The following is a 19,595-nucleotide window of genomic DNA, read 5'->3' on the forward strand; positions in this document are numbered from 1 at the left end:
GCCCGGTCGGATCACGCGAGCCGCGTGATCCGACCGGGCCGTCCGGTGATCCGGCTCCGCTTTCGTGCGACGGACCGCACAAGTAGCCGTTACTCGTTGGTTTCGACCGTGTGACGACGGGGCATGAGCCGAAAGCGCTGCGGGTAACGAAGCCCGTGACGCACCCGCGAGGAGGGGCGAAGACGCCCTCCCTCGTCTTCGGACCGGCGGACACCGATCTGCCCGCCCCGGTCCCCACAGCCTCCACCGCCAGGCGCGGAACCCCGCCGTGACCTGCAAGGTTTTTGCGCAATGGAATGAAATATCCCCCTTTCCGGGACCTCACCCATCGTGTAATCTGCACGAAATTTCGCAGTCACGCAGAGGGCCAGCGTCGTCCCTCGGCACTTGCCACACGCCACATGACGACGACGAGGAGAGCCGATGCGTATGCCGCGTCAGCCGTGCCAGCATTCCGCGCAAGGCCAGAACCGGTCCTTCATGGACGCCCGACCCGCCCCCCAGGGCCTGTACGACCCCCGCGACGAGCACGACGCCTGCGGCGTGGGCTTCGTCGCCACCCTCACCGGCGAGGCGTCCCACACCCTGGTGGAGCAGGCACTCACCGTCCTGCGCAACCTGGAGCACCGCGGCGCCACCGGCTCCGAGCCCGACTCCGGCGACGGCGCGGGCATCCTCTCCCAGATCCCGGACGCCTTCTTCCGCGAGGTGGCCGGCTTCGAACTGCCCACGGCCGGCGCCTACGCCGTCGGCACCGCCTTCCTCCCCCCCGAAGCGGCCGACGAGGCCGCCGCCCGCATCGAGGAGATCGCCCGCGACGAGGGCCTGACCGTCCTCGGCTGGCGCGAGGTGCCCGTCGCACCCGAACTGCTCGGCGCCACCGCCCGTTCCACGATGCCCGCCTTCCGCCAGATCTTCGTCATGGACCACGCGTCGACCGGCATCGACCTCGACCGCACGGCCTTCGCGCTGCGCAAGCGCGCCGAGCGCGAGGCCGACGTCTACTTCCCGTCGCTGTCCGCGCGGACCATCGTCTACAAGGGCATGCTCACCACCGGCCAGCTGGAGCCCTTCTTCCCGGACCTGTCGGACCGTCGCTTCGGCTCCGCGATCGCGCTCGTGCACTCCCGGTTCTCCACGAACACCTTCCCCTCGTGGCCGCTCGCGCACCCCTACCGCTTCGTCGCCCACAACGGTGAGATCAACACCGTCAAGGGCAACCGCAACTGGATGCGCGCCCGCGAGTCCCAGCTGGTCTCCGACCTGTTCGGTCCCGAGAAGGACCTCGAGCGCATCTTCCCGGTGTGCACCCCCGACGCCTCCGACTCCGCCTCCTTCGACGAGGTCCTCGAACTGCTGCACCTCGGCGGGCGTTCGCTGCCGCACTCCGTGCTGATGATGATCCCGGAGGCGTGGGAGAACCACGCCTCGATGGAGCCGGCCCGGCGCGCCTTCTACCAGTACCACTCCACGATGATGGAGCCCTGGGACGGCCCCGCCTGCGTCACCTTCACCGACGGCACCCAGGTCGGCGCCGTACTCGACCGCAACGGCCTGCGCCCCGGCCGCTACTGGGTCACCGACGACGGTCTGGTCGTCCTCGGCTCCGAGGTCGGCGTCCTCGACGTCGACCCGGCGAAGGTCGTCCGCAAGGGCCGCCTGCAGCCCGGCCGCATGTTCCTGGTGGACACCGCCGAGCACCGCGTCATCGAGGACGACGAGATCAAGGCCGCCCTCGCCGCCGAGCACCCCTACGCCCAGTGGCTGGAAGCCGGCGAGATCGAACTGTCCGACCTGCCCGAGCGCGAGCACATCGTGCACACCCACGCCTCGGTCACCCGACGCCAGCAGACCTTCGGCTACACCGAGGAGGAACTGCGCGTCCTGCTCGCCCCGATGGCCAAGGCCGGCGCCGAACCGATCGGCTCCATGGGCACCGACTCGCCGATCGCCGCGCTCTCCGACCGCCCCCGGCTGCTCTTCGACTACTTCACCCAGCTGTTCGCACAGGTCACCAACCCGCCGCTGGACGCGATCCGCGAAGAACTGGTCACCTCCCTGCGCAGCTCCCTGGGCCCCCAGGGCAACCTGCTCGAGCCGACGGCCGCCTCCTGCCGCTCCGTCGTCCTGCCCTTCCCGGTCATCGACAACGACGAACTGGCCAAGCTCATCCACGTCAACGCCGACGGCGACCTGCCCGGCTTCAAGGCCGCCACCCTCTCCGGTCTCTACCGGGTCTCCGGCGGCGGCGACACCCTGGCCGCCCGCATCGAGGAGATCTGCGCCGAGGCCGACGCCGCCATCGGCAACGGCGCCCGCCTGATCGTCCTGTCCGACCGGCACTCCGACGCCGAGCACGCGCCGATCCCGTCGCTGCTGCTCACCGCGGCCGTCCACCACCACCTCATCCGCACCAGGCAGCGCACCCGGGTGGGCCTCCTGGTCGAGGCCGGAGACGTCCGCGAGGTCCACCACGTGGCCCTCCTCATCGGCTTCGGCGCCGCCGCAGTCAACCCGTACCTGGCGATGGAGTCCGTCGAGGACCTCGTCCGCGCGGGCACCTTCCTGCAAGCCGTCGACGGCGAGCCCGAGAAGGCCATCCGCAACCTCATCCACGCCCTCGGCAAGGGCGTACTGAAGGTCATGTCCAAGATGGGCATCTCCACCGTCGCCTCCTACCGCGGCGCCCAGGTCTTCGAAGCCGTCGGCCTCGACGAGCGGTTCGTCGAGAAGTACTTCCACGGCACCGCCACCAAGATCGGCGGCATCGGCATCGACGTCGTCGCCCAGGAGGTCGCCGCCCGCCACGCCAAGGCGTACCCCGCCTCCGGCATCGCCCCCGCCCACCGCGCTCTCGACATCGGCGGCGAGTACCAGTGGCGCCGCGAGGGAGAACCGCACCTGTTCGACCCGGAGACCGTCTTCCGCCTCCAGCACTCCACGCGCTCCGGCCGCTACGACGTCTTCAAGCAGTACACCGACCGCGTCAACGAGCAGTCCGAACGCCTGATGACGCTGCGCGGCCTGTTCGGCTTCACCTCCGACCGCAGGCCCGTCCCCCTCGACGAGGTCGAGCCGGCCTCCGAGATCGTCAAGCGGTTCTCCACCGGCGCCATGTCGTACGGCTCCATCTCCCAGGAGGCGCACGAGACCCTCGCCGTCGCCATGAACCAGCTCGGAGGCAAGTCCAACACCGGCGAGGGCGGCGAGGACCCCGAGCGCCTGTACGACCCGGCCCGCCGCTCCTCCATCAAGCAGGTCGCCTCCGGCCGCTTCGGAGTGACCTCCGAATACCTGGTCAACGCCGACGACATCCAGATCAAGATGGCCCAGGGCGCCAAGCCCGGCGAGGGCGGCCAGCTGCCCGGCCCCAAGGTCTACCCGTGGATCGCGAAGACCCGGCACTCGACACCCGGCGTGGGCCTCATCTCCCCGCCGCCGCACCACGACATCTACTCCATCGAGGACCTCGCCCAGCTCATCCACGACCTGAAGAACGCCAACCCCCGGGCGCGCATCCACGTCAAGCTGGTCTCCGAGGTCGGCGTCGGCACCGTCGCCGCGGGCGTCTCCAAGGCCCACGCCGACGTCGTGCTCATCTCCGGCCACGACGGCGGCACCGGCGCCTCCCCGCTGACCTCGCTCAAGCACGCCGGCGGCCCCTGGGAACTCGGCCTCGCCGAGACCCAGCAGACACTCCTGCTCAACGGCCTGCGCGACCGGATCGTCGTCCAGACCGACGGCCAGCTCAAGACCGGCCGCGACGTCGTCGTCGCCGCCCTCCTCGGCGCCGAGGAGTTCGGCTTCGCCACCGCACCCCTGGTCGTCTCCGGCTGCGTCATGATGCGCGTCTGCCACCTGGACACCTGCCCGGTCGGCATCGCCACCCAGAACCCGGTGCTGCGCGAGAGGTTCGCCGGCAAGGCCGAGCACGTCGTGAACTTCTTCCGGTTCATCGCCGAAGAGGTCCGCGAACTCCTCGCCGAACTCGGCTTCCGCTCCCTCGAGGAAGCCGTCGGCCACGCCGAGGTCCTCGACGTGACCCGCGCCGTCGACCACTGGAAGGCGCAGGGCCTGGAACTGGCCCCGCTGCTCCACGTCCCGGACCTGCCCGACGGCGCCGTCCGCCACCAGGCCGTCCCCCAGGACCACGGACTGGCGAAGGCCCTCGACAACGAGCTGATCAAGCTCGCCGCCGACGCGCTCGCCGCCGACGGCGCCCCCGACGCCCAGCCGGTCCGCGCCCAGGTCGCCATCCGCAACATCAACCGCACCGTCGGCACCATGCTCGGCCACGAGGTGACGAAGAAGTTCGGCGGCGCCGGCCTGCCCGACGACACCATCGACATCACCTTCACCGGCTCCGCCGGCCAGTCCTTCGGCGCCTTCGTCCCCCGCGGCATCACCCTGCGCCTGGAGGGCGACGCCAACGACTACGTCGGCAAGGGCCTCTCCGGCGGCCGCCTCGTCGTCCGCCCCGACCGCGGCGCCGACCACCTCGCCGAGTACAGCGTCATCGCCGGCAACACCCTCGCCTACGGCGCCACCGGCGGCGAGATGTTCCTGCGCGGCAAGGTCGGCGAACGGTTCTGCGTGCGCAACTCCGGCGCGCTGGTCGTCTCCGAGGGCGTGGGCGACCACGGCTGCGAATACATGACCGGCGGCCACGCGGTCGTCCTCGGCGAGACCGGCCGCAACTTCGCGGCCGGCATGTCCGGCGGCGTCGCCTACGTCATCGACCTCGACCGGGACAACGTCAACGCCGGCAACCTGGACGCCGTCCACGAACTCGACGACACCGACCGCGCCCGGCTGCACGACGTGGTGCGCCGGCACCAGGAGGAGACGGGCTCCACCGTCGCCGCCAAGCTGCTCGCCGAGTGGGACAGCCCCGGCGCGGGCGCAGCCCGCTTCAGCAAGATCACCCCCCGTACGTACCAGGCAGTGCTCGCCGCCAAGGACGCCGCCGAGCGAGCCGGACTCTCCGAGTCCGACACCCACCAGAAGATGATGGAGGCGGCGACCCATGGCTGACCCGAAGGGCTTCTTGAACCACGGGCGCGAGGTCGCCACCTCCCGCCCGGTCACCGAACGCGTCAAGGACTGGAACGAGGTCCACGTCCCCGGCTCCCTGCTGCCGATCATCAGCAAGCAGGCCGGCCGCTGCATGGACTGCGGCATCCCGTTCTGCCACAACGGCTGCCCGCTGGGCAACCTCATCCCCGAGTGGAACGACTACGCCTACCGCGAGGACTGGCAGGCGGCCTCCGAGCGCCTGCACGCCACCAACAACTTCCCGGAGTTCACCGGCCGCCTGTGCCCCGCCCCGTGCGAATCGGCGTGCGTCCTCGGCATCAACCAGCCGCCCGTCACCATCAAGAACGTCGAGGTCTCGATCATCGACAAGGCGTGGGAGACCGGCGACGTCGCCCCGCGCATCCCCGAACGCCACTCCGGCAAGACCGTCGCGGTCGTCGGCTCCGGCCCCGCCGGCCTGGCCGCCGCCCAGCAGCTGACCCGGGCCGGCCACACCGTCGCCGTGTACGAACGGGCCGACCGCGTCGGCGGCCTCCTGCGCTACGGCATCCCCGAGTTCAAGATGGAGAAGCGGCACATCAACCGCCGTATCGAGCAGATGCGCGCGGAGGGCACCAAGTTCCGCACGGGCATCGAGATCGGCCGTGACATGCCGGCCACCGCACTGCGCAAGCGGTACGACGCCGTCGTCCTCGCCGTCGGCGCGACCACGGCACGCGACCTGCCGGTACCGGGCCGCGAACTGAGCGGCATCCACCAGGCCATGGAATACCTGCCGCTGGCCAACAAGGTGCAGGAGGGCGACCACGTCACCCCGCCGATCTCCGCCGAGGGCAAGCACGTCGTCGTCATCGGCGGCGGCGACACCGGCGCCGACTGCGTGGGCACCGCCCACCGCCAGGGCGCCGCCTCCGTCACCCAGCTGGAGATCATGCCCCGCCCGGGCGAGGAACGGAACCCGCTCTCCCAGCCGTGGCCGACCTTCCCCATGCTCTACAAGGTCACCTCCGCGCACGAGGAGGGCGGCGAGCGGGTCTACTCCGTCTCCACCACCCACTTCGAGGGCGACGCGGACGGCAACGTGCAGTGGCTGCACCTGACCGAAGTCGAATTCGTCGACGGCGAGCTCACCCACAAGCCCGGCACCGAGCGGGCGATCCCGGCCCAGCTGGTCACCCTCGCCATGGGCTTCACCGGCACCGACCGGGACAACGGCCTCGTCGAGCAGTTCGGCCTGGACCTCGACGAACGCGGTAACATCGCCCGCGACGCAGAATTCCAGACCAGCGTGCCGGGTGTCTTCGTCGCCGGTGACGCCGGCCGCGGCCAGTCCCTCATCGTGTGGGCGATCGCCGAGGGCCGCTCCGCCGCGCGCGGCTGCGACCGCCACCTCACCGGCGCGAGCGACCTGCCCGCACCGATCCGCCCCACGGACCGCTCACTGACGGTGTGACGGACCGCCCCGTCCGCCACCACCCGGTGGCGGACCGCACCGCACAAAGGACCTGACGGGTCCCCCACGGAGGTCCCGTACAACGGCGTACGGAACACCAGGTGGCGCCTGCCCTCCGTCCCCGACCAGGACGAAACCGGGCAGGCGCCGCCGCATCCCGGTCAGGGGATCCGGAAGGTGCTCCCGTTCACCTGCCACGTCAGCGGCGTCGCCAGCTCCAGGTTCCCCTCCCGCAGGAACCGGCGCTGAACGGTGTCCACCCGGGACGTGTCGGCGCCCGGCTTCCTCGCGAGCATCGCCGCGCGACGCACCTCGAGGAACGCCTCCAGAAACGTTTCCTCGTCGCCGCCCCGCCCCGGCGTCTCGGCCTTGCGCATGGCCCGCTCCCGTATGCCGTAGAAACCGTCCGGGCCGGTGTCGGGGCCCCGCCGGACCATCGCGTCGTAGTACACGAACTGGCCGAGCGTGCCGAGACCGTCCAGCTTGGCCATGCGCACCGCCGGATCGAAGTAGACCCGGTCGCGCTCCGCCTCCTGGGCCGCGCGGAACGCGGACTTCTCCGACTCCGCCCGCCAGGCCTTCGTGAAGCCCGGGTCCAGACCCTCGTGCGAGTCCGTGCCGTCCACCTCACGCAGCGCGGGCAGGAACTCCGCCAGCCCGTTGTCCGGATGATCCTTCGTGTAGCCCTCCACGAGGGCGAGCAGGTCGTGGGTGCCGGTGGTGAAACCGACGATGCCGGCCGTGTAGCCGACACCGTCCCCGACGTCCTCGATGATGCCGTAGGTCTCACGCCAGCGCAGCGTCGAGTTCTCGGCACTCGCCACGAGCTGCTGGGCGAGCTCCTTCTTCGCCGGCTCGGCCAGACCCGGCGGCCGGCTCGCCACCAGCGCGTCGTCCTCGGCCGACTCCGACTCGGCACGCTCCTTGGCCTGCTCGCGTGCGTTCGGCGAGGCGGACACGGCCGGACCGCTGCCGGGAGCCGCACCGTCCGACCCCCCGGGCACCAGCATGTACACGGCCGTCGCCACCACGGGCACGGCCGCGACCAGCAGCGCCGGACGCCTCACCGGAAAACACCTCCACCCGTCAGATCCGCCACCTTGACCGCCGCCAGGACGACGAGCAGCGCGAACAGCACCAGACACGCCCCCGCCTGCAACAACGCACGATGCCTGCCCCTGGGCACGTACGCGAAGGCCACCGCCACCGCACCACCCGCCAGCAGCCCACCCAGGTGCCCCTCCCACGACGTGAACACCGCGGAGACCACCAGCCACAGCAACAACCCCGCCATGAACCGGTTGACCCCGCTCATGTCGGCACCGATCCGACGCGCCATGACGTAGTACGCGGCCCCCAGCCCGAAGATCGCCCCGGACGCCCCGACCACCACGTCCTGCGGGGCGAGCAGCAGCACCAGCACCGAACCCCCCAGCGCCGACAGCAGATACAGGGCGAGATGGTGGACCCGGCCCAGCATCGGCTCGACGGCCCGTCCCAGATTCCACAGCACCACCATGTTCATCACGATGTGCAGGACGCCGAACGTCCCCCCGGTGGGCGGCAGATGCAGGAACGCGCCGGTCAGCAGCCGGTACCACTCCCCGCCAGCCACACCCTCCGGACGGAAGGCCCCGAAGTACCCGCCCTCCACCCACACATAGTGCCCGCCGTCCGGCCCGACCAGCCCCGCGCCCAGCATCGCGAACCGGTCCACGACCCCCGGCAGCGCCACCTCCGCCAGATAGGCCAGCACATTGACGACGATCAGCGCGTACGTCACCACCGGCACCGCCGAGACCCGGCCACCCACCACGGTGCGGGCCTGCCGCATCGACCGCACGCCCTCCCTCACGCACTCGGGACACTGGTGGCCCACGGCCGCCTCCCGCATGCAGTCCGGACAGATGTACCGCTCGCAGCGCACACAGCTGACGTGACACTCCACCTTGGGATGGCGGTAACAGGTGGTGACGGTGGACTCGGAATCCACGAGCCGGCTCCTAGTGAGGGACGGGACGGACGAGCCGGCGGGGACGGCGGCGAACAAAAGTATCGAACACCGGTGCAGTCACGCGGAAGCGGGGTCGAAACGCCCGGACCACGCGCCACGGCCCGCACCCCGGAGAACCACGGACACCCACCCCGGACACCCACCCCTACGTGTCGCACTCCAGCACCGTCCGGCACAACCCGCACCGCACCCGCACCCGCCCCCGCACCGCCACCCTGATCCGCTGATGACAGGTCGGACACGGAAACGACACCCGCAACGCCCCCTCACCGTCACCGCCCGACGTGAAGCTGTACGGCACACCCCCCGGAGCCGACGCGACCCCGACGCGACCCTGCAGCTGCTCCCGAGCCTGCCGGCGGTCCCGCGCGTACCGCCGGCGCCCCACCCAGCCGGCCGCCGTCAACGGCGGCCGCTGCCCGTCCCGCCGCGCCAACTCCATCCCCCTCACATACGCCGCATAAGCCTGCGCACTGGTGAACCACACCGACGGATCCTCACCGAACACCAGCGACCGCTTCGCCAGCACATACCCGAACTCCTCCGGCGTGAGATACCCCAGCTTCTGCGACGACACCCCGTCCTCCCGGAACGCGTCCAGCAGCAGCCACCCCGCCCCCAGATACGTCGCCGCCGTGTCCGTCAGGATCTCGTTGTCCCGCGTACCGGGAAACGACAACCCCAGACGATGCAGATACACGTGCATCACCTCATGCGCCAGCGCCGCCCCGATATCCCGCCGATGCGTCCGGAACCGATCATTCAACTCCACGAAGTACTCCGGACCGGCCGCGAGCTCGACATTCGCCGCATGCCGCATCTCACGAAAACCGACGACCAACCGCGCATCCGGCAACCGGTAGTGCCGCACCAACTCCCGCGCCACCCGCTGCGCCCCCAGATGAAGATCATCCAGGTCGCCGAACGCCACATCCACCGGAGCCACACTGGTCGAGAACGACCGCACCGTGTCGTACGACAAACGCCGGTACACCGCCGTGACAGCCGACCGCACCGTCTCCAGATGCGGAAAACCGTGCTCCACCGGCCCGCCGTTCGCCACGCCTCACCCCCAAGACGCCAAAAACCGATTCCACCCTACGACCCCGCCCCCACAACCGCCCCCGACCGACCACAACCGTCCACACCCCGAACACCACACCCCCCACCCACCACCGCCCCGTAGGCTGCCACCCCATGACCACCAGCAACACCGGAACCAAAGACACCGACCCCGCAGTCCGCGAAGAACTCGCCCGGTTGCGCGACAGCATCGACAACATCGACGCCGCCGTCGTCCACATGCTCGCCGAACGCTTCAAATGCACCCAGCAGGTCGGCCGCCTCAAGGCCCGCCACCACCTGCCACCCGCCGACCCCGCCCGCGAAAGCCGACAGATCACCCGACTGCGCACCCTCGCCGAGAACGCCAAACTCGACCCGGCCTTCGCCGAGAAATTCCTCAACTTCATCATCGCCGAGGTCATCCGCCACCACGAACACATCGCCGACACCACCACCAGGAACACCACCGACGACTCCACACCCACCACCGACTGACACCCCCGAAAACCCGCAGAGGCGCGCATCGGGGAGCCCCCACAACACCGGACATACGCCGCGTACCGATCCGCCTCTGTGCCACACCGAGGGCATCGGGCAGCATGGCCTGCATGTCCGTACTGACGCGCGACGAAGCGCACAACCGAGCACAGCTCCTCGACGTCCACCGCTACACGATCGAACTCGATCTCACCACCGGTGACGACACCTTCGACTCCCACACCCTGATCCGCTTCACCGTCCTCACCGACCAGGACGACACGGACACCTTCGTCGAAGTCAAGCCCGCCGAGCTGCGCTCCGTCACCCTCGACGGACACCCCCTCGACCCCGAGACCCTCGACGGCAACCGACTGCCACTCAAGGGCCTCACCCCCGGCGAACACGAACTACGCGTCGACGCCACCATGCACTACTCCCGCACCGGCGAAGGCATGCACCGCTTCACCGACCCCGCCGACGGCGAGACCTACGTCTACACCCAGCTCTTCATGGACGACGTCCAACGCGTCTTCGCCGCCTTCGACCAACCCGACCTCAAAGCCGTCTTCGACGTGACCGTCACCGCCCCCCACAACTGGACCGTCCTCGCCAACGGCATCACCCGACACCTCGGCCAAGGCCGCTGGAAAGCAGCCCCCACCCCCCTCATCTCCACCTACCTCGTCGCCGTCGCCGCAGGCCCCTGGCACACCGTACGCACCGAACACCGCGGCCTGCCCTTCGCCCTCCACTGCCGCCGCTCCCTCGCACCCCACCTCGACGCCGACGCCGACGAACTCCTCGACATCACCCGCGCCTGCTTCGACCGCTACCACGAAAAATTCCAGGAACCCTACCCCTTCGACTCCTACGACCAGGCATTCGTCCCCGAATTCAACGCCGGCGCCATGGAAAACCCCGGACTCGTCACCTTCCGCGACGAATTCGTCTTCCGCTCCGCCGTCACCGACACCCAACGCCAGACCCGCGCCATGGTCATCGCCCACGAAATGGCCCACATGTGGTTCGGCGACCTCGTCACCCTCACCTGGTGGGACGACATCTGGCTCAACGAGTCCTTCGCCGAATACATGGGCTACCAGACCACCGCCGAAGCCACCCGCTTCGCCGACACCTGGACCGACTTCGGCATCACCCGCAAACCCTGGGGCTACGACGCCGACCAACGCCCCTCCACCCACCCCGTCGCCCCCGAAAACGTCCAGGACACCGCCTCCGCCCTCCTCAACTTCGACGGCATCTCCTACGCCAAGGGCGCCTCCGCACTACGCCAACTCGTCACCTGGCTCGGCGAAAAAGACTTCCTCGCCGGCATCAACACCCACATCAGCCGGCACAAATTCGCCAACGCCACCCTCGCCGACTTCATCGACTCCCTCGCCTCCGCCACCGACCGCGACGTCCACGCCTGGGCCGACGCCTGGCTCCGCACCACCGGCGTCGACACCCTCACCCCCCAACTCCACACCGACAACGGACACTGGCACCTCACCATCCGCCACGCGGACGGCGACAGCCGCCCCCACCGCATCACCCTCGGCCTCTACGACCACGACCTCGACGACACACGCGGCCTCACCCCCCGCACCCGCCTGGAAGCCGACCTCCCCACCCACGGCGACACCACCATCAGCGCCCCGGGCCCACGCCCCGCCCTTTTTGTCCTCAACGACGGCGACCTCACCTACGCCAAGATCCGCTTCGACGACCAGTCCTTCCGGACCATCCAGACCCGCCTGTCCGGACTGCCCGACCCCCTCACCCGCGCCGTCGTCTGGAACGCCCTGCGCGACGCCGTCCGCGACGGCGACCTCCCCGCCACCGCCTACCTCGACATCGCCCGCACCCACCTCCCCCACGAAACCGACCTCGCCCTCGTCCAAGGCGCCCTCGCCTTCGCCACCACCCACATCGCCGACCGCTACCTCACCCCCGAACAACGCCCCGCCGCCCTCACCACCCTCACCGACCTGTGCCGCGACCTCATCCGCCGCACCGAGGACGGCGACCACCCCGACCTGCGCCTCATCGCCGTACGCCACCGCATCGACACCGCCGCCCACCCCCACACCATCGCCGCCTGGCTCGCCGACGGCACCGTCCCCGGCGGCCCCGAACTCGACCCCGAACTCCGCTGGCGCATCCTCACCCGCCTCGCCGTCCTCGACGCCACCGACGAAACCGCCATCGCCGCCGAACTCGCCCACGACCCCAGCGCCACCGGCCAGGAAGGCGCCGCCCGCTGCCGCGCCGCCCTGCCCCACGAAGACGCCAAGGCCCGCGCCTGGGACGCCATGTTCCACACCGACGACCTGTCCAACTACCTGTTCACCGCCACCGCCCAGGGCTTCTGGCAACCCGAACAAGCCGACCTCGTACACCCCTACGTCGCCCGCTACTACAAGGACGCCGTCGCCCTCGCCGCCCGCCGCGGCCCCGCCATCGCCGAAGCCGCCGGCCACTGGGCCTTCCCCGCCCACGCCGTCGACCCCGAAACCCTCCGCCTCGGCGAGAAATGCCTCCGCAAGGCCGACCCGACCCCCGCCCTCCGCCGCAAACTCGTCGACCAGCTCGACGACCTGGCCCGAGCACTGCGCGTACGCCAGGCGTGAATTGCGGACGCTTCGCTGTCGGGGGTACCGCACCTCACGGCACCCCCGATTATGCGAACTCATGACCGACATATGAACGGCAGCCAAGAATGCTCGTACGAGCACCCGGTCGCACAATTCAACTCTTGTCCATAACCATTCATACGCAGTCCGCCGAACGGTCACATACGACCTCATCACTACCCATCGGTAAGCTCTAGGCTCACACCATGCGCCGAGCCAAAATCGTCTGCACGCTAGGGCCCGCCACCGACACATACGACCAGATCAAAGACCTGGTCGACGCCGGAATGGACGTCGCCCGACTCAACCTCAGCCACGGCACCCACGCCGAGCACGAGGAGCGCTACCACCACGTACGAAAAGCCGCCGACGAAACCGGCCGCAGCGTCGGCCTCCTCGCCGACCTCCAAGGCCCGAAAATCAGACTCGGCCACTTCACCGAAGGCCCCGTACTCCTCGAACACGGCGACACCTTCACCATCACCGTCGAAGACGGCGCCCAAGGCGACCGCCACACCAGCGGCACCACCCACGCCGGCCTCGCAGACGACGTCACCCCCGGCGAACGCATCCTCATCGACGACGGCAAAGTCACCCTCGAAGTCACCGGCATCGACGGCCCCCGCGTCCACACCACCGTCATCGAAGGCGGCATGGTCTCCGACCACAAAGGCCTCAACCTCCCCGGCGTCGCCGTCTCCGTCCCCGCCCTCTCCAAAAAAGACGAAGACGACCTCCGCTGGGCCCTGCGCACCGGCTTCGACACCATCGCCCTCTCCTTCGTACGCAGCGGACGCGACATCAAAGACGTCCACCGCATCATGGAAGAAGAAGGCCGCCACCTCCCCGTCATCGCCAAAATCGAAAAACCCCAAGCCGTCGAGAACATCGACGACATCGTCGCCGCATTCGACGCCGTCATGATCGCCCGCGGAGACCTCGGCGTCGAAATGCCACTCGAACAAGTCCCCATCGTTCAAAAACGCGCCATCAAACTCGCCAAACGCAACGCCAAACCGGTCATCGTCGCCACCCAAATGCTCGACTCGATGATCGACAACGCCCGCCCCACCCGCGCCGAAGCCTCCGACGTCGCCAACGCCGTCCTCGACGGCACCGACGCCGTCATGCTCTCCGGCGAAACCAGCGTCGGCAAACACGCCATCCACACCGTCCGCACCATGGCCCGCATCATCGAAGCAGCCGAAGAAGACCTCCTCGCCAAAGGCCTCCCACCCCTCACCGAACGCAACAAACCCCGCACCCAAGGCGGCGCCCTGGCCCGCGCGGCAGCGGAAATCGGCGACTTCCTCGGCGCCACGTTCCTCGTCGCCTTCACCCGCTCCGGCGACACCGCCCGCCGCCTCTCCCGCTACCGCTCACCCATCCCCCTCCTCGCCTTCACCACCGACCCCGCCACCCGCTCCCAACTCAGCCTCACCTGGGGCGTCGAAACCTTCCTCGGCCCCCACGTCGGCACCACCGACGCCATGGTCGACCAGGTCGACGAACTCCTCCTGCGGTACGCCCGCTGCGAGAAGGGCGACACGGTCGTCATCACAGCCGGCTCCCCGCCCGGCGTCCCCGGCTCGACCAACCTCGTCCGAGTCCACCGCATCGGCGAGGACGACAGCCCCAAGTAGCCTTCGCCGGGTTCCGGTTCAGTGCTTGGGGCCCACATGGCGGTCCATCAGGGCGACGGAGGCCTTCTTGGCGACGGAGACGTTGAAGGGGACGCCGCCCCGGGTACAGTGCGTCCACTCGACACCGAGCCGGTCCAGGGCGTCGGTGTACAGCCTCCGGATGTCGTCCGACTTGTTGGTGAAGAAGTACCGGGGGTACTCGTAGCGTTTCCGCTCACCGCCGACCATGCGGGTGGTCCAGTTGGTGATCCGGCACCCGTCGGAGTGAATGAGACCGCGGACGAACTCCCACGGGTGAGCCTCGACGATGGCCCGCTGCCAGGGCTCGAGGACGATCGGCCGCTCGTGCTTCTTGCCGGGGCCGTGCTGGGGGAAGAGGCACCAGAGGTGTTTCGAGTAGATCTTGACTTCTCGACAGCCTTTTCGACGTACCCGGCAGACCGAGTTGTTGGGGAAGACGAGGCGCATGGAGTTTTCGCAGGCGTCCATGAGGCCGGGCCACGACTCATCGCATGTGACGGAGAGACTCGGTGTTCGCATGGCACGGTGCTGAATGATGTGTCCGTCACCGAGGTAGAGCCCCAGTAGGTATGCGTACGCCGTCACGTGCAGTTCGCCCTCGCAGCGAGGACAGACCGACTGGTGGGTGCCTGGGCACTCTCCGCGCCTGGCGCGGTCGAGGTGCTTCCAGTAGCTGATTGTTCCCACCGGGATGTTCAGGTCTCGGGCCACGTCCGTGTTCTTCGCGCCGTCGTGCAGCAGAGTCAGGGCCCTCTGTCGTACCTGAGTGTCATGGAGGCTCATGAGGTCACTGTTGAGCGCTGCTGACGACGACACGCAGAGGATCACGCAGGTTCACGCGAAGGTGTATGCCCACCTTCTCAGGCGTTCCTGGGAATCGAAGGAAAAGTGCCCCCGGTCGGACTCGAACCGACACTGTATGGGTTTTGAATCCATTGCCTGCTGCCAATTGGGCTACGGGGGCCTGCGAAATGAAGGCTGGCGGTCACCCGCCGTGCCCCCACCTTACCGCAGCTGGGTACGCTCTTGTCAGCAGTACCGGTCTGCCCCGCACCAAGGAGCCCCCACGTGAGCGTCCCCGAGTCGCCCCAGCCAGTAGACGCGTCCGACGACGACAAGTCGCACGTGCCTCCGATGACGACGCGTGTCGTCATCGCCGAGGACGAGGCGCTGATCCGGCTCGATCTCAAGGAGATGCTGGAGGAGGAGGGGTACACCGTCGTCGGTGAGGCCGGTGACGGTGAGCGGGCGGTGGAGCTGGCGCGGGAGCACCGGCCGGATCTGGTGATCCTCGATGTGAAGATGCCGAAGCTGGACGGTATCTCGGCGGCGGAGAAGATCGCCGAGGAGAGTATCGCGCCGGTGTTGATGCTGACGGCGTTCTCGCAGCGGGATCTGGTGGAGCGGGCGCGGGACGCGGGGGCGATGGCGTATCTGGTGAAGCCGTTCTCGAAGAGTGATGTGGTGCCGGCGATCGAGATGGCGGTGTCGCGGTTCACGGAGTTGCGGGAGCTGGAGCGCGAGGTCGCGGATCTGAGTCTGCGGCTGGAGACGCGGAAGCTGGTGGACCGGGCGAAGTCGGTGTTGCAGACGGTGTACGGGTTGTCGGAGCCGGCGGCGTTCCGGTGGATCCAGAAGACGTCGATGGACCGTCGGATGTCGATGCAGCAGGTGGCGCAGGCGGTCATCGATGACGCGGCGGAGAAGAAGGCGTCGAAGGGTTAGTGGTTGGTTGTGTGCTTGAGGCCCGGTTCCCGAGGGGGAGCCGGGCCTCAGTGCTGTGTTGCGTTGTGGGTGGGGGTCAGTCGACGCCGAGGTAGGCCTTGCGGACGGATTCGTCGTGGAGGAGTTTCTGTCCGGTTCCGGAGAGGACGATGTTGCCGACTTCCATGACGTGGCCGTGGTCGGCGAGGGAGAGGGCGGCTTGGGCGTTCTGTTCGACGAGCAGGATGGTGGTGCCCTGGGCCTTGAGTTCGGCGATGGTGGCCATGATTTTCTGCATCATGATCGGTGAGAGGCCCATGGAGGGTTCGTCGAGCATGAGGAGTTTGGGCTGGGACATGAGTGCTCTGCCCATGGCGAGCATTTGTTGTTCTCCGCCGGAGAGGGTTCCTGCGGCCTGTTTGCGGCGTTCTCCGAGGATGGGGAAGAGGTCGTAGGAGCGCTGGATGTCTTTCTCGATGCTTGCTTTGTCGCTGCGGAGGAAGGCGCCGAGGCGGAGGTTGTCCTCGATGCTCATGCGGGGGAAGATGTGCCGGCCTTCGGGGGAGTGGGCGAGGCCGTGGGCGACGATGTCGTGTGCCGGGATCTTCTTGAGGGATTTGCCGTTGAATTTGATCTGGCCGCCGACCGGCTTGAGGAGGCCGGAGAGGGTGCGCAGGGTGGTGGTTTTGCCTGCGCCGTTGGTGCCGATGAGGGTGACGACTTGGCCGGCTTCGACCTTGAAGGAGATTCCCTTGACGGCTTGGATCTTGCCGTAGGCGACTTTGAGGTCTTCGACTTCGAGCAGTGCGGTCATCGGTCGTTCTCCTTGCCGGGCGCGGCGTCCGTGGTGGCCTCGGCGGCTGCTTCCGCGGCTTCGACTTCGGCTGCTTCTTCGGCGCCGGGGTCGTTCGCGATGGGTTCTCCGATGTAGGCGGCGATGACGCGTTCGTCGGCCTGGACGGTGGCTGCGTCGCCTTCGACGAGTTTTTGTCCTTGGACGAGGACGGCGACGCGGTCGCAGAGGTTGAAGATGAAGCGCATGTCGTGCTCGATGACGAGGACGGCGATGCCCTTGTCGCGGATGGCGAAGACGAGTTCTTCGGTCTCGCGTGTTTCTTGGGGGTTCATGCCGGCGGTGGGCTCGTCGAGGAGGAGGAGTCCGGGTTCGCTGGCGAGGGCGCGGGCGATTTCGAGTCGGCGTTGTTCGCCGTAGGGGAGGTTGCGGGCGAGGTGTTCGGCCTTGTCGGCGAGGCCGACGAACTCGAGGAACTCCATGGCGCTTCGGCGGGAGGCGGCTTCGGCCTTGTGGAAGCCGGGGCCGCGCAGGAGGGCGGACCAGAGGCCTTCCTTGGTGCGGGTGTGGCGGCCGACGAGGACGTTTTCGAGGACCGTCATGTTGCCGAAGAGGCGGATGTTCTGGAAGGTGCGGGCGACGCCGGCGGCGGTGACCTTGAAGGACTTGGGGGGAAGGATCTTGTCCTTGTAGCGGACTTCGCCTTCGGTGGGGATGTAGAGGCCGGTGAGGCAGTTGAAGAAGGTGGTCTTGCCGGCTCCGTTGGGTCCGATGAGGCCGACGATTTCGCCGCTGTTGACGGTGAGGTCGACGTCGCGGACGGCGGTGAGGCCGCCGAAGCGCATGGTGACGCCTCGGGCGTCGAGGATGGTTTCGCCGGTGGGGGTGTTCTTGGTGGTGGTGTCGGTGGTGGTCATGGTGGTCAGGCCCCTGCCTTGCTGAGGACTGTGGGTGCTTCGGCCTCTGCGTGGAATTCGAGCTGGCGACGTCGGTTGGGGATGAGGCCTTCGGGCCGGAAGCGCATGAGGAGGACGAGTGCGAGGCCGAAGGCGATGAGCTGGTAGTCGCCGAGGAATTGGAGCTTGGCGGGGATGAGGTAGAGCAGGGCGGCGCCGACGAGGGGTCCGCTGATGGTGCCCATGCCGCCGAGGACGACTGCGGCGAGGAGGAAGGCGCTGTTGGGCGGGACGACGTGGGCGAACATGTACTGCTCGGGGGTGACGGTGTAGGTGACGTGGGCCTGGACGCTGCCGGCGAGGCCGGCGAGTGTGGCGCCGAGGGCGAAGGCGATGAGTTTGACGCGGAAGCCGTTGATGCCCATGGCGCGGGCGGCGGTTTCGTCTTCGCGGACGGCGACCCAGGCGCGGCCGATGCGGGAGTCGCTGCTGCGTCGGAAGACGACGACGACGATCAGCGTGATGAGGAGCATCAGCAGGAAGTAGTTGGCGAACCGGGCGATGGTGAAGCCGGCGATGGTGTGTTCCTGGCCGAAGTCGAAGCCGAGGATGTTGATGTTGGGGATGGAGGAGATGCCGTTGGAGCCGTTGGTGATGTCGGGTCCGGAGGTGCCGTCGGTGTTGAGGACGGTGAGGCGGAAGATCTCGCCGAAGCCGAGGGTGACGATGGCGAGGTAGTCGCCGCGGAGGCGGAGGGTGGGGGCTCCGATGAGGACGCCGAAGACCATGGCGACGGCTGCGCCGAGGAGGGCGCTGGCCCAGAAGGGGAGTTGGATGTCGAAGGGGCTGGAGGGGCTTCCGGAGACCATGGCGGCGGTGTAGGCGCCGACGCCGAGGAAGGCGACGTATCCGAGGTCGAGGAGGCCGGCGAGGCCGACGACGATGTTGAGGCCCAGGGCGACGGTGGCGAAGATCAGGATGTAGACGCCGATGGTGGCGTACTGGTCGTCGGACTGGGTGAAGGGGAAGGCGGCGGCTGCGACGAAGGCGCCGATCAGGGTGACGTTGCGGTGTTTGGCGGTGAGTGCGGAGACGCGGTCGATCAGTCCTGCTTTGGCGAGGGCGGCGAAGCCGAAGCCGGCGGTGATGAGGAAGCCGACGAAGAGTTCGTCGTAGGAGGTGCCGATGCCGTAGGTGAAGACCAGCAGGCCGACGGCGAGGGCGGCGACGATGATGAGGGTCTCGGCGTAGGCGGGCAGGGGGCGGGCGGGCCGGGTGTGGCCGCTGGCGACGGCTGCGCGCAGGGTGGTGAAGGCGTGCCGCGTGTGGTGGCGGAACTGTTCCCAGCCGGTGTCGTCCGGGTCGTGGGGGTCGGGTTCGGGCCGTTCGAAGGGGAGGGCGAAGGCGCCGAGGAGTGCGGTGAGGGTGGCGACGGCCGCGATCCAGGCGCCGGGTTCGAGGTGGACGATTCCGCCGAGGGTGGCGCTGATGGCGATGATCGTGTACCAGGCGGTGGCGAAGGTGCCGGTGGCGGCGAGTTTGATGGCGCTGTCGGCACCTGCGGGGGTGAGCCAGCGCAGGCCCTTGGTGTTGTAGGAGGCGAGGCCGAGGAGGGTGGCGAGGGCGCCGCCGATGAGGACGAGGACCTGGAGGCCGCCGGGGTAGCCGTAGACGGTGAGGTCGCCGGGGAAGGCGGAGGTCCAGGTCCAGGCGAGGAAGGTGGAGATGACGGTGAGGGCGCCGCCGGCGGTGGCGAGGGCGCGGCCGGTGTTCTCCGGGATGCCGATGAGGCCCTTGGGGGGTTCGGCGGTGGGGGAGCCGGGGGTCTGCGTGGTGGTTTGTGTGGTCATCGG

The 19,595-nt window shown here is 68.7% G+C and carries 13 protein-coding genes and 1 tRNA gene; 6 read left to right on the forward strand and 8 right to left on the reverse strand.

Translation table 11 applies throughout. The features are described 5' to 3' along the window. Positions 1-480: 480 nt before the first annotated feature. Positions 481-5,034, forward strand: a complete 4,554-nt coding sequence (gltB, locus tag JL475_RS17495; protein WP_237407429.1) for a glutamate synthase large subunit — start codon at positions 481-483, stop codon at positions 5,032-5,034. Further along, complete coding sequence (locus tag JL475_RS17500) at positions 5,027-6,490, forward strand: glutamate synthase subunit beta (RefSeq protein ID WP_202278655.1); 1,464 nt, start codon at positions 5,027-5,029, stop codon at positions 6,488-6,490. The genes gltB and JL475_RS17500 overlap by 8 nt, the downstream gene beginning before the upstream one ends. 161 nt (positions 6,491-6,651) lie before the next feature. On the opposite strand, the gene JL475_RS17505 is transcribed toward JL475_RS17500, so the two are convergent. From JL475_RS17505 to JL475_RS17515, 3 genes are all read right to left on the reverse strand, one after another. Then, positions 6,652-7,500 (reverse strand): chitosanase, encoded by an 849-nt coding sequence (locus JL475_RS17505; RefSeq protein ID WP_202278724.1) that lies wholly within the window; start codon positions 7,498-7,500, stop codon positions 6,652-6,654. A 53-nt stretch (positions 7,501-7,553) separates the two neighbouring features. Beyond that, positions 7,554-8,483, reverse strand: a complete 930-nt coding sequence (locus JL475_RS17510) for a rhomboid family intramembrane serine protease (protein WP_202278656.1) — start codon at positions 8,481-8,483, stop codon at positions 7,554-7,556. A gap of 166 nt (positions 8,484-8,649) precedes the next feature. Next, complete coding sequence (locus JL475_RS17515; RefSeq protein WP_202278657.1) at positions 8,650-9,567, reverse strand: hypothetical protein; 918 nt, start codon at positions 9,565-9,567, stop codon at positions 8,650-8,652. A gap of 134 nt (positions 9,568-9,701) precedes the next feature. Between JL475_RS17515 and JL475_RS17520 the strand changes: the two genes are divergently transcribed. From JL475_RS17520 to pyk, 3 genes are all read left to right on the forward strand, one after another. Further along, positions 9,702-10,064 carry a chorismate mutase gene (locus tag JL475_RS17520; RefSeq protein WP_202278658.1) on the forward strand — a complete coding sequence of 121 codons (363 nt, stop codon included), beginning with the start codon at positions 9,702-9,704 and terminating at the stop codon, positions 10,062-10,064. A 104-nt stretch (positions 10,065-10,168) separates the two neighbouring features. Beyond that, entirely contained in the window at positions 10,169-12,682 is a 2,514-nt protein-coding gene (pepN, locus tag JL475_RS17525; protein ID WP_202278659.1) for an aminopeptidase N, read from the forward strand. 209 nt (positions 12,683-12,891) lie between these two features. Next, entirely contained in the window at positions 12,892-14,328 is a 1,437-nt protein-coding gene (pyk, locus tag JL475_RS17530) for a pyruvate kinase (protein WP_202278660.1), read from the forward strand. 18 nt (positions 14,329-14,346) lie between these two features. Here pyk and JL475_RS17535 read toward each other — a convergent pair whose 3' ends face one another. Together JL475_RS17535 and JL475_RS17540 are read right to left on the reverse strand one after the other, a co-directional pair. Beyond that, entirely contained in the window at positions 14,347-15,132 is a 786-nt protein-coding gene (locus tag JL475_RS17535; protein ID WP_202278661.1) for a helix-turn-helix domain-containing protein, read from the reverse strand. A 106-nt stretch (positions 15,133-15,238) separates the two neighbouring features. After that, positions 15,239-15,313 (reverse strand) — tRNA-Leu (locus JL475_RS17540). A 104-nt stretch (positions 15,314-15,417) separates the two neighbouring features. On the opposite strand from JL475_RS17540, the gene JL475_RS17545 reads away from it, so the two are divergent. Beyond that, positions 15,418-16,074 (forward strand): ANTAR domain-containing response regulator, encoded by a 657-nt coding sequence (locus tag JL475_RS17545; protein ID WP_042166083.1) that lies wholly within the window; start codon positions 15,418-15,420, stop codon positions 16,072-16,074. A gap of 76 nt (positions 16,075-16,150) precedes the next feature. Here the strand turns inward: JL475_RS17545 and JL475_RS17550 are convergent, their stop codons facing one another. Genes JL475_RS17550 through JL475_RS17560 form a run of 3 tightly spaced genes read right to left on the reverse strand, consistent with a single transcriptional unit; the run spans position 16,151 to position 19,592 of the window. Continuing rightward, entirely contained in the window at positions 16,151-16,867 is a 717-nt protein-coding gene (locus tag JL475_RS17550) for an ABC transporter ATP-binding protein (RefSeq protein WP_202278662.1), read from the reverse strand. Then, the gene (locus tag JL475_RS17555; RefSeq protein WP_202278663.1) at positions 16,864-17,763 is read right to left on the reverse strand and encodes an ABC transporter ATP-binding protein; all 900 of its coding nucleotides are present in this window, start codon (positions 17,761-17,763) and stop codon (positions 16,864-16,866) included. The genes JL475_RS17550 and JL475_RS17555 overlap by 4 nt, the downstream gene beginning before the upstream one ends. A 5-nt stretch (positions 17,764-17,768) precedes the next feature. Further along, positions 17,769-19,592: a branched-chain amino acid ABC transporter permease gene (locus JL475_RS17560; protein WP_202278664.1), complete on the reverse strand. Its 1,824-nt coding sequence runs from the start codon at positions 19,590-19,592 to the stop codon at positions 17,769-17,771. Positions 19,593-19,595: the final 3 nt, after the last annotated feature.

This window comes from Streptomyces sp. M2CJ-2 (assembly GCF_016757295.1).
Taxonomy (GTDB): Bacteria; Actinomycetota; Actinomycetes; order Streptomycetales; family Streptomycetaceae; genus Streptomyces.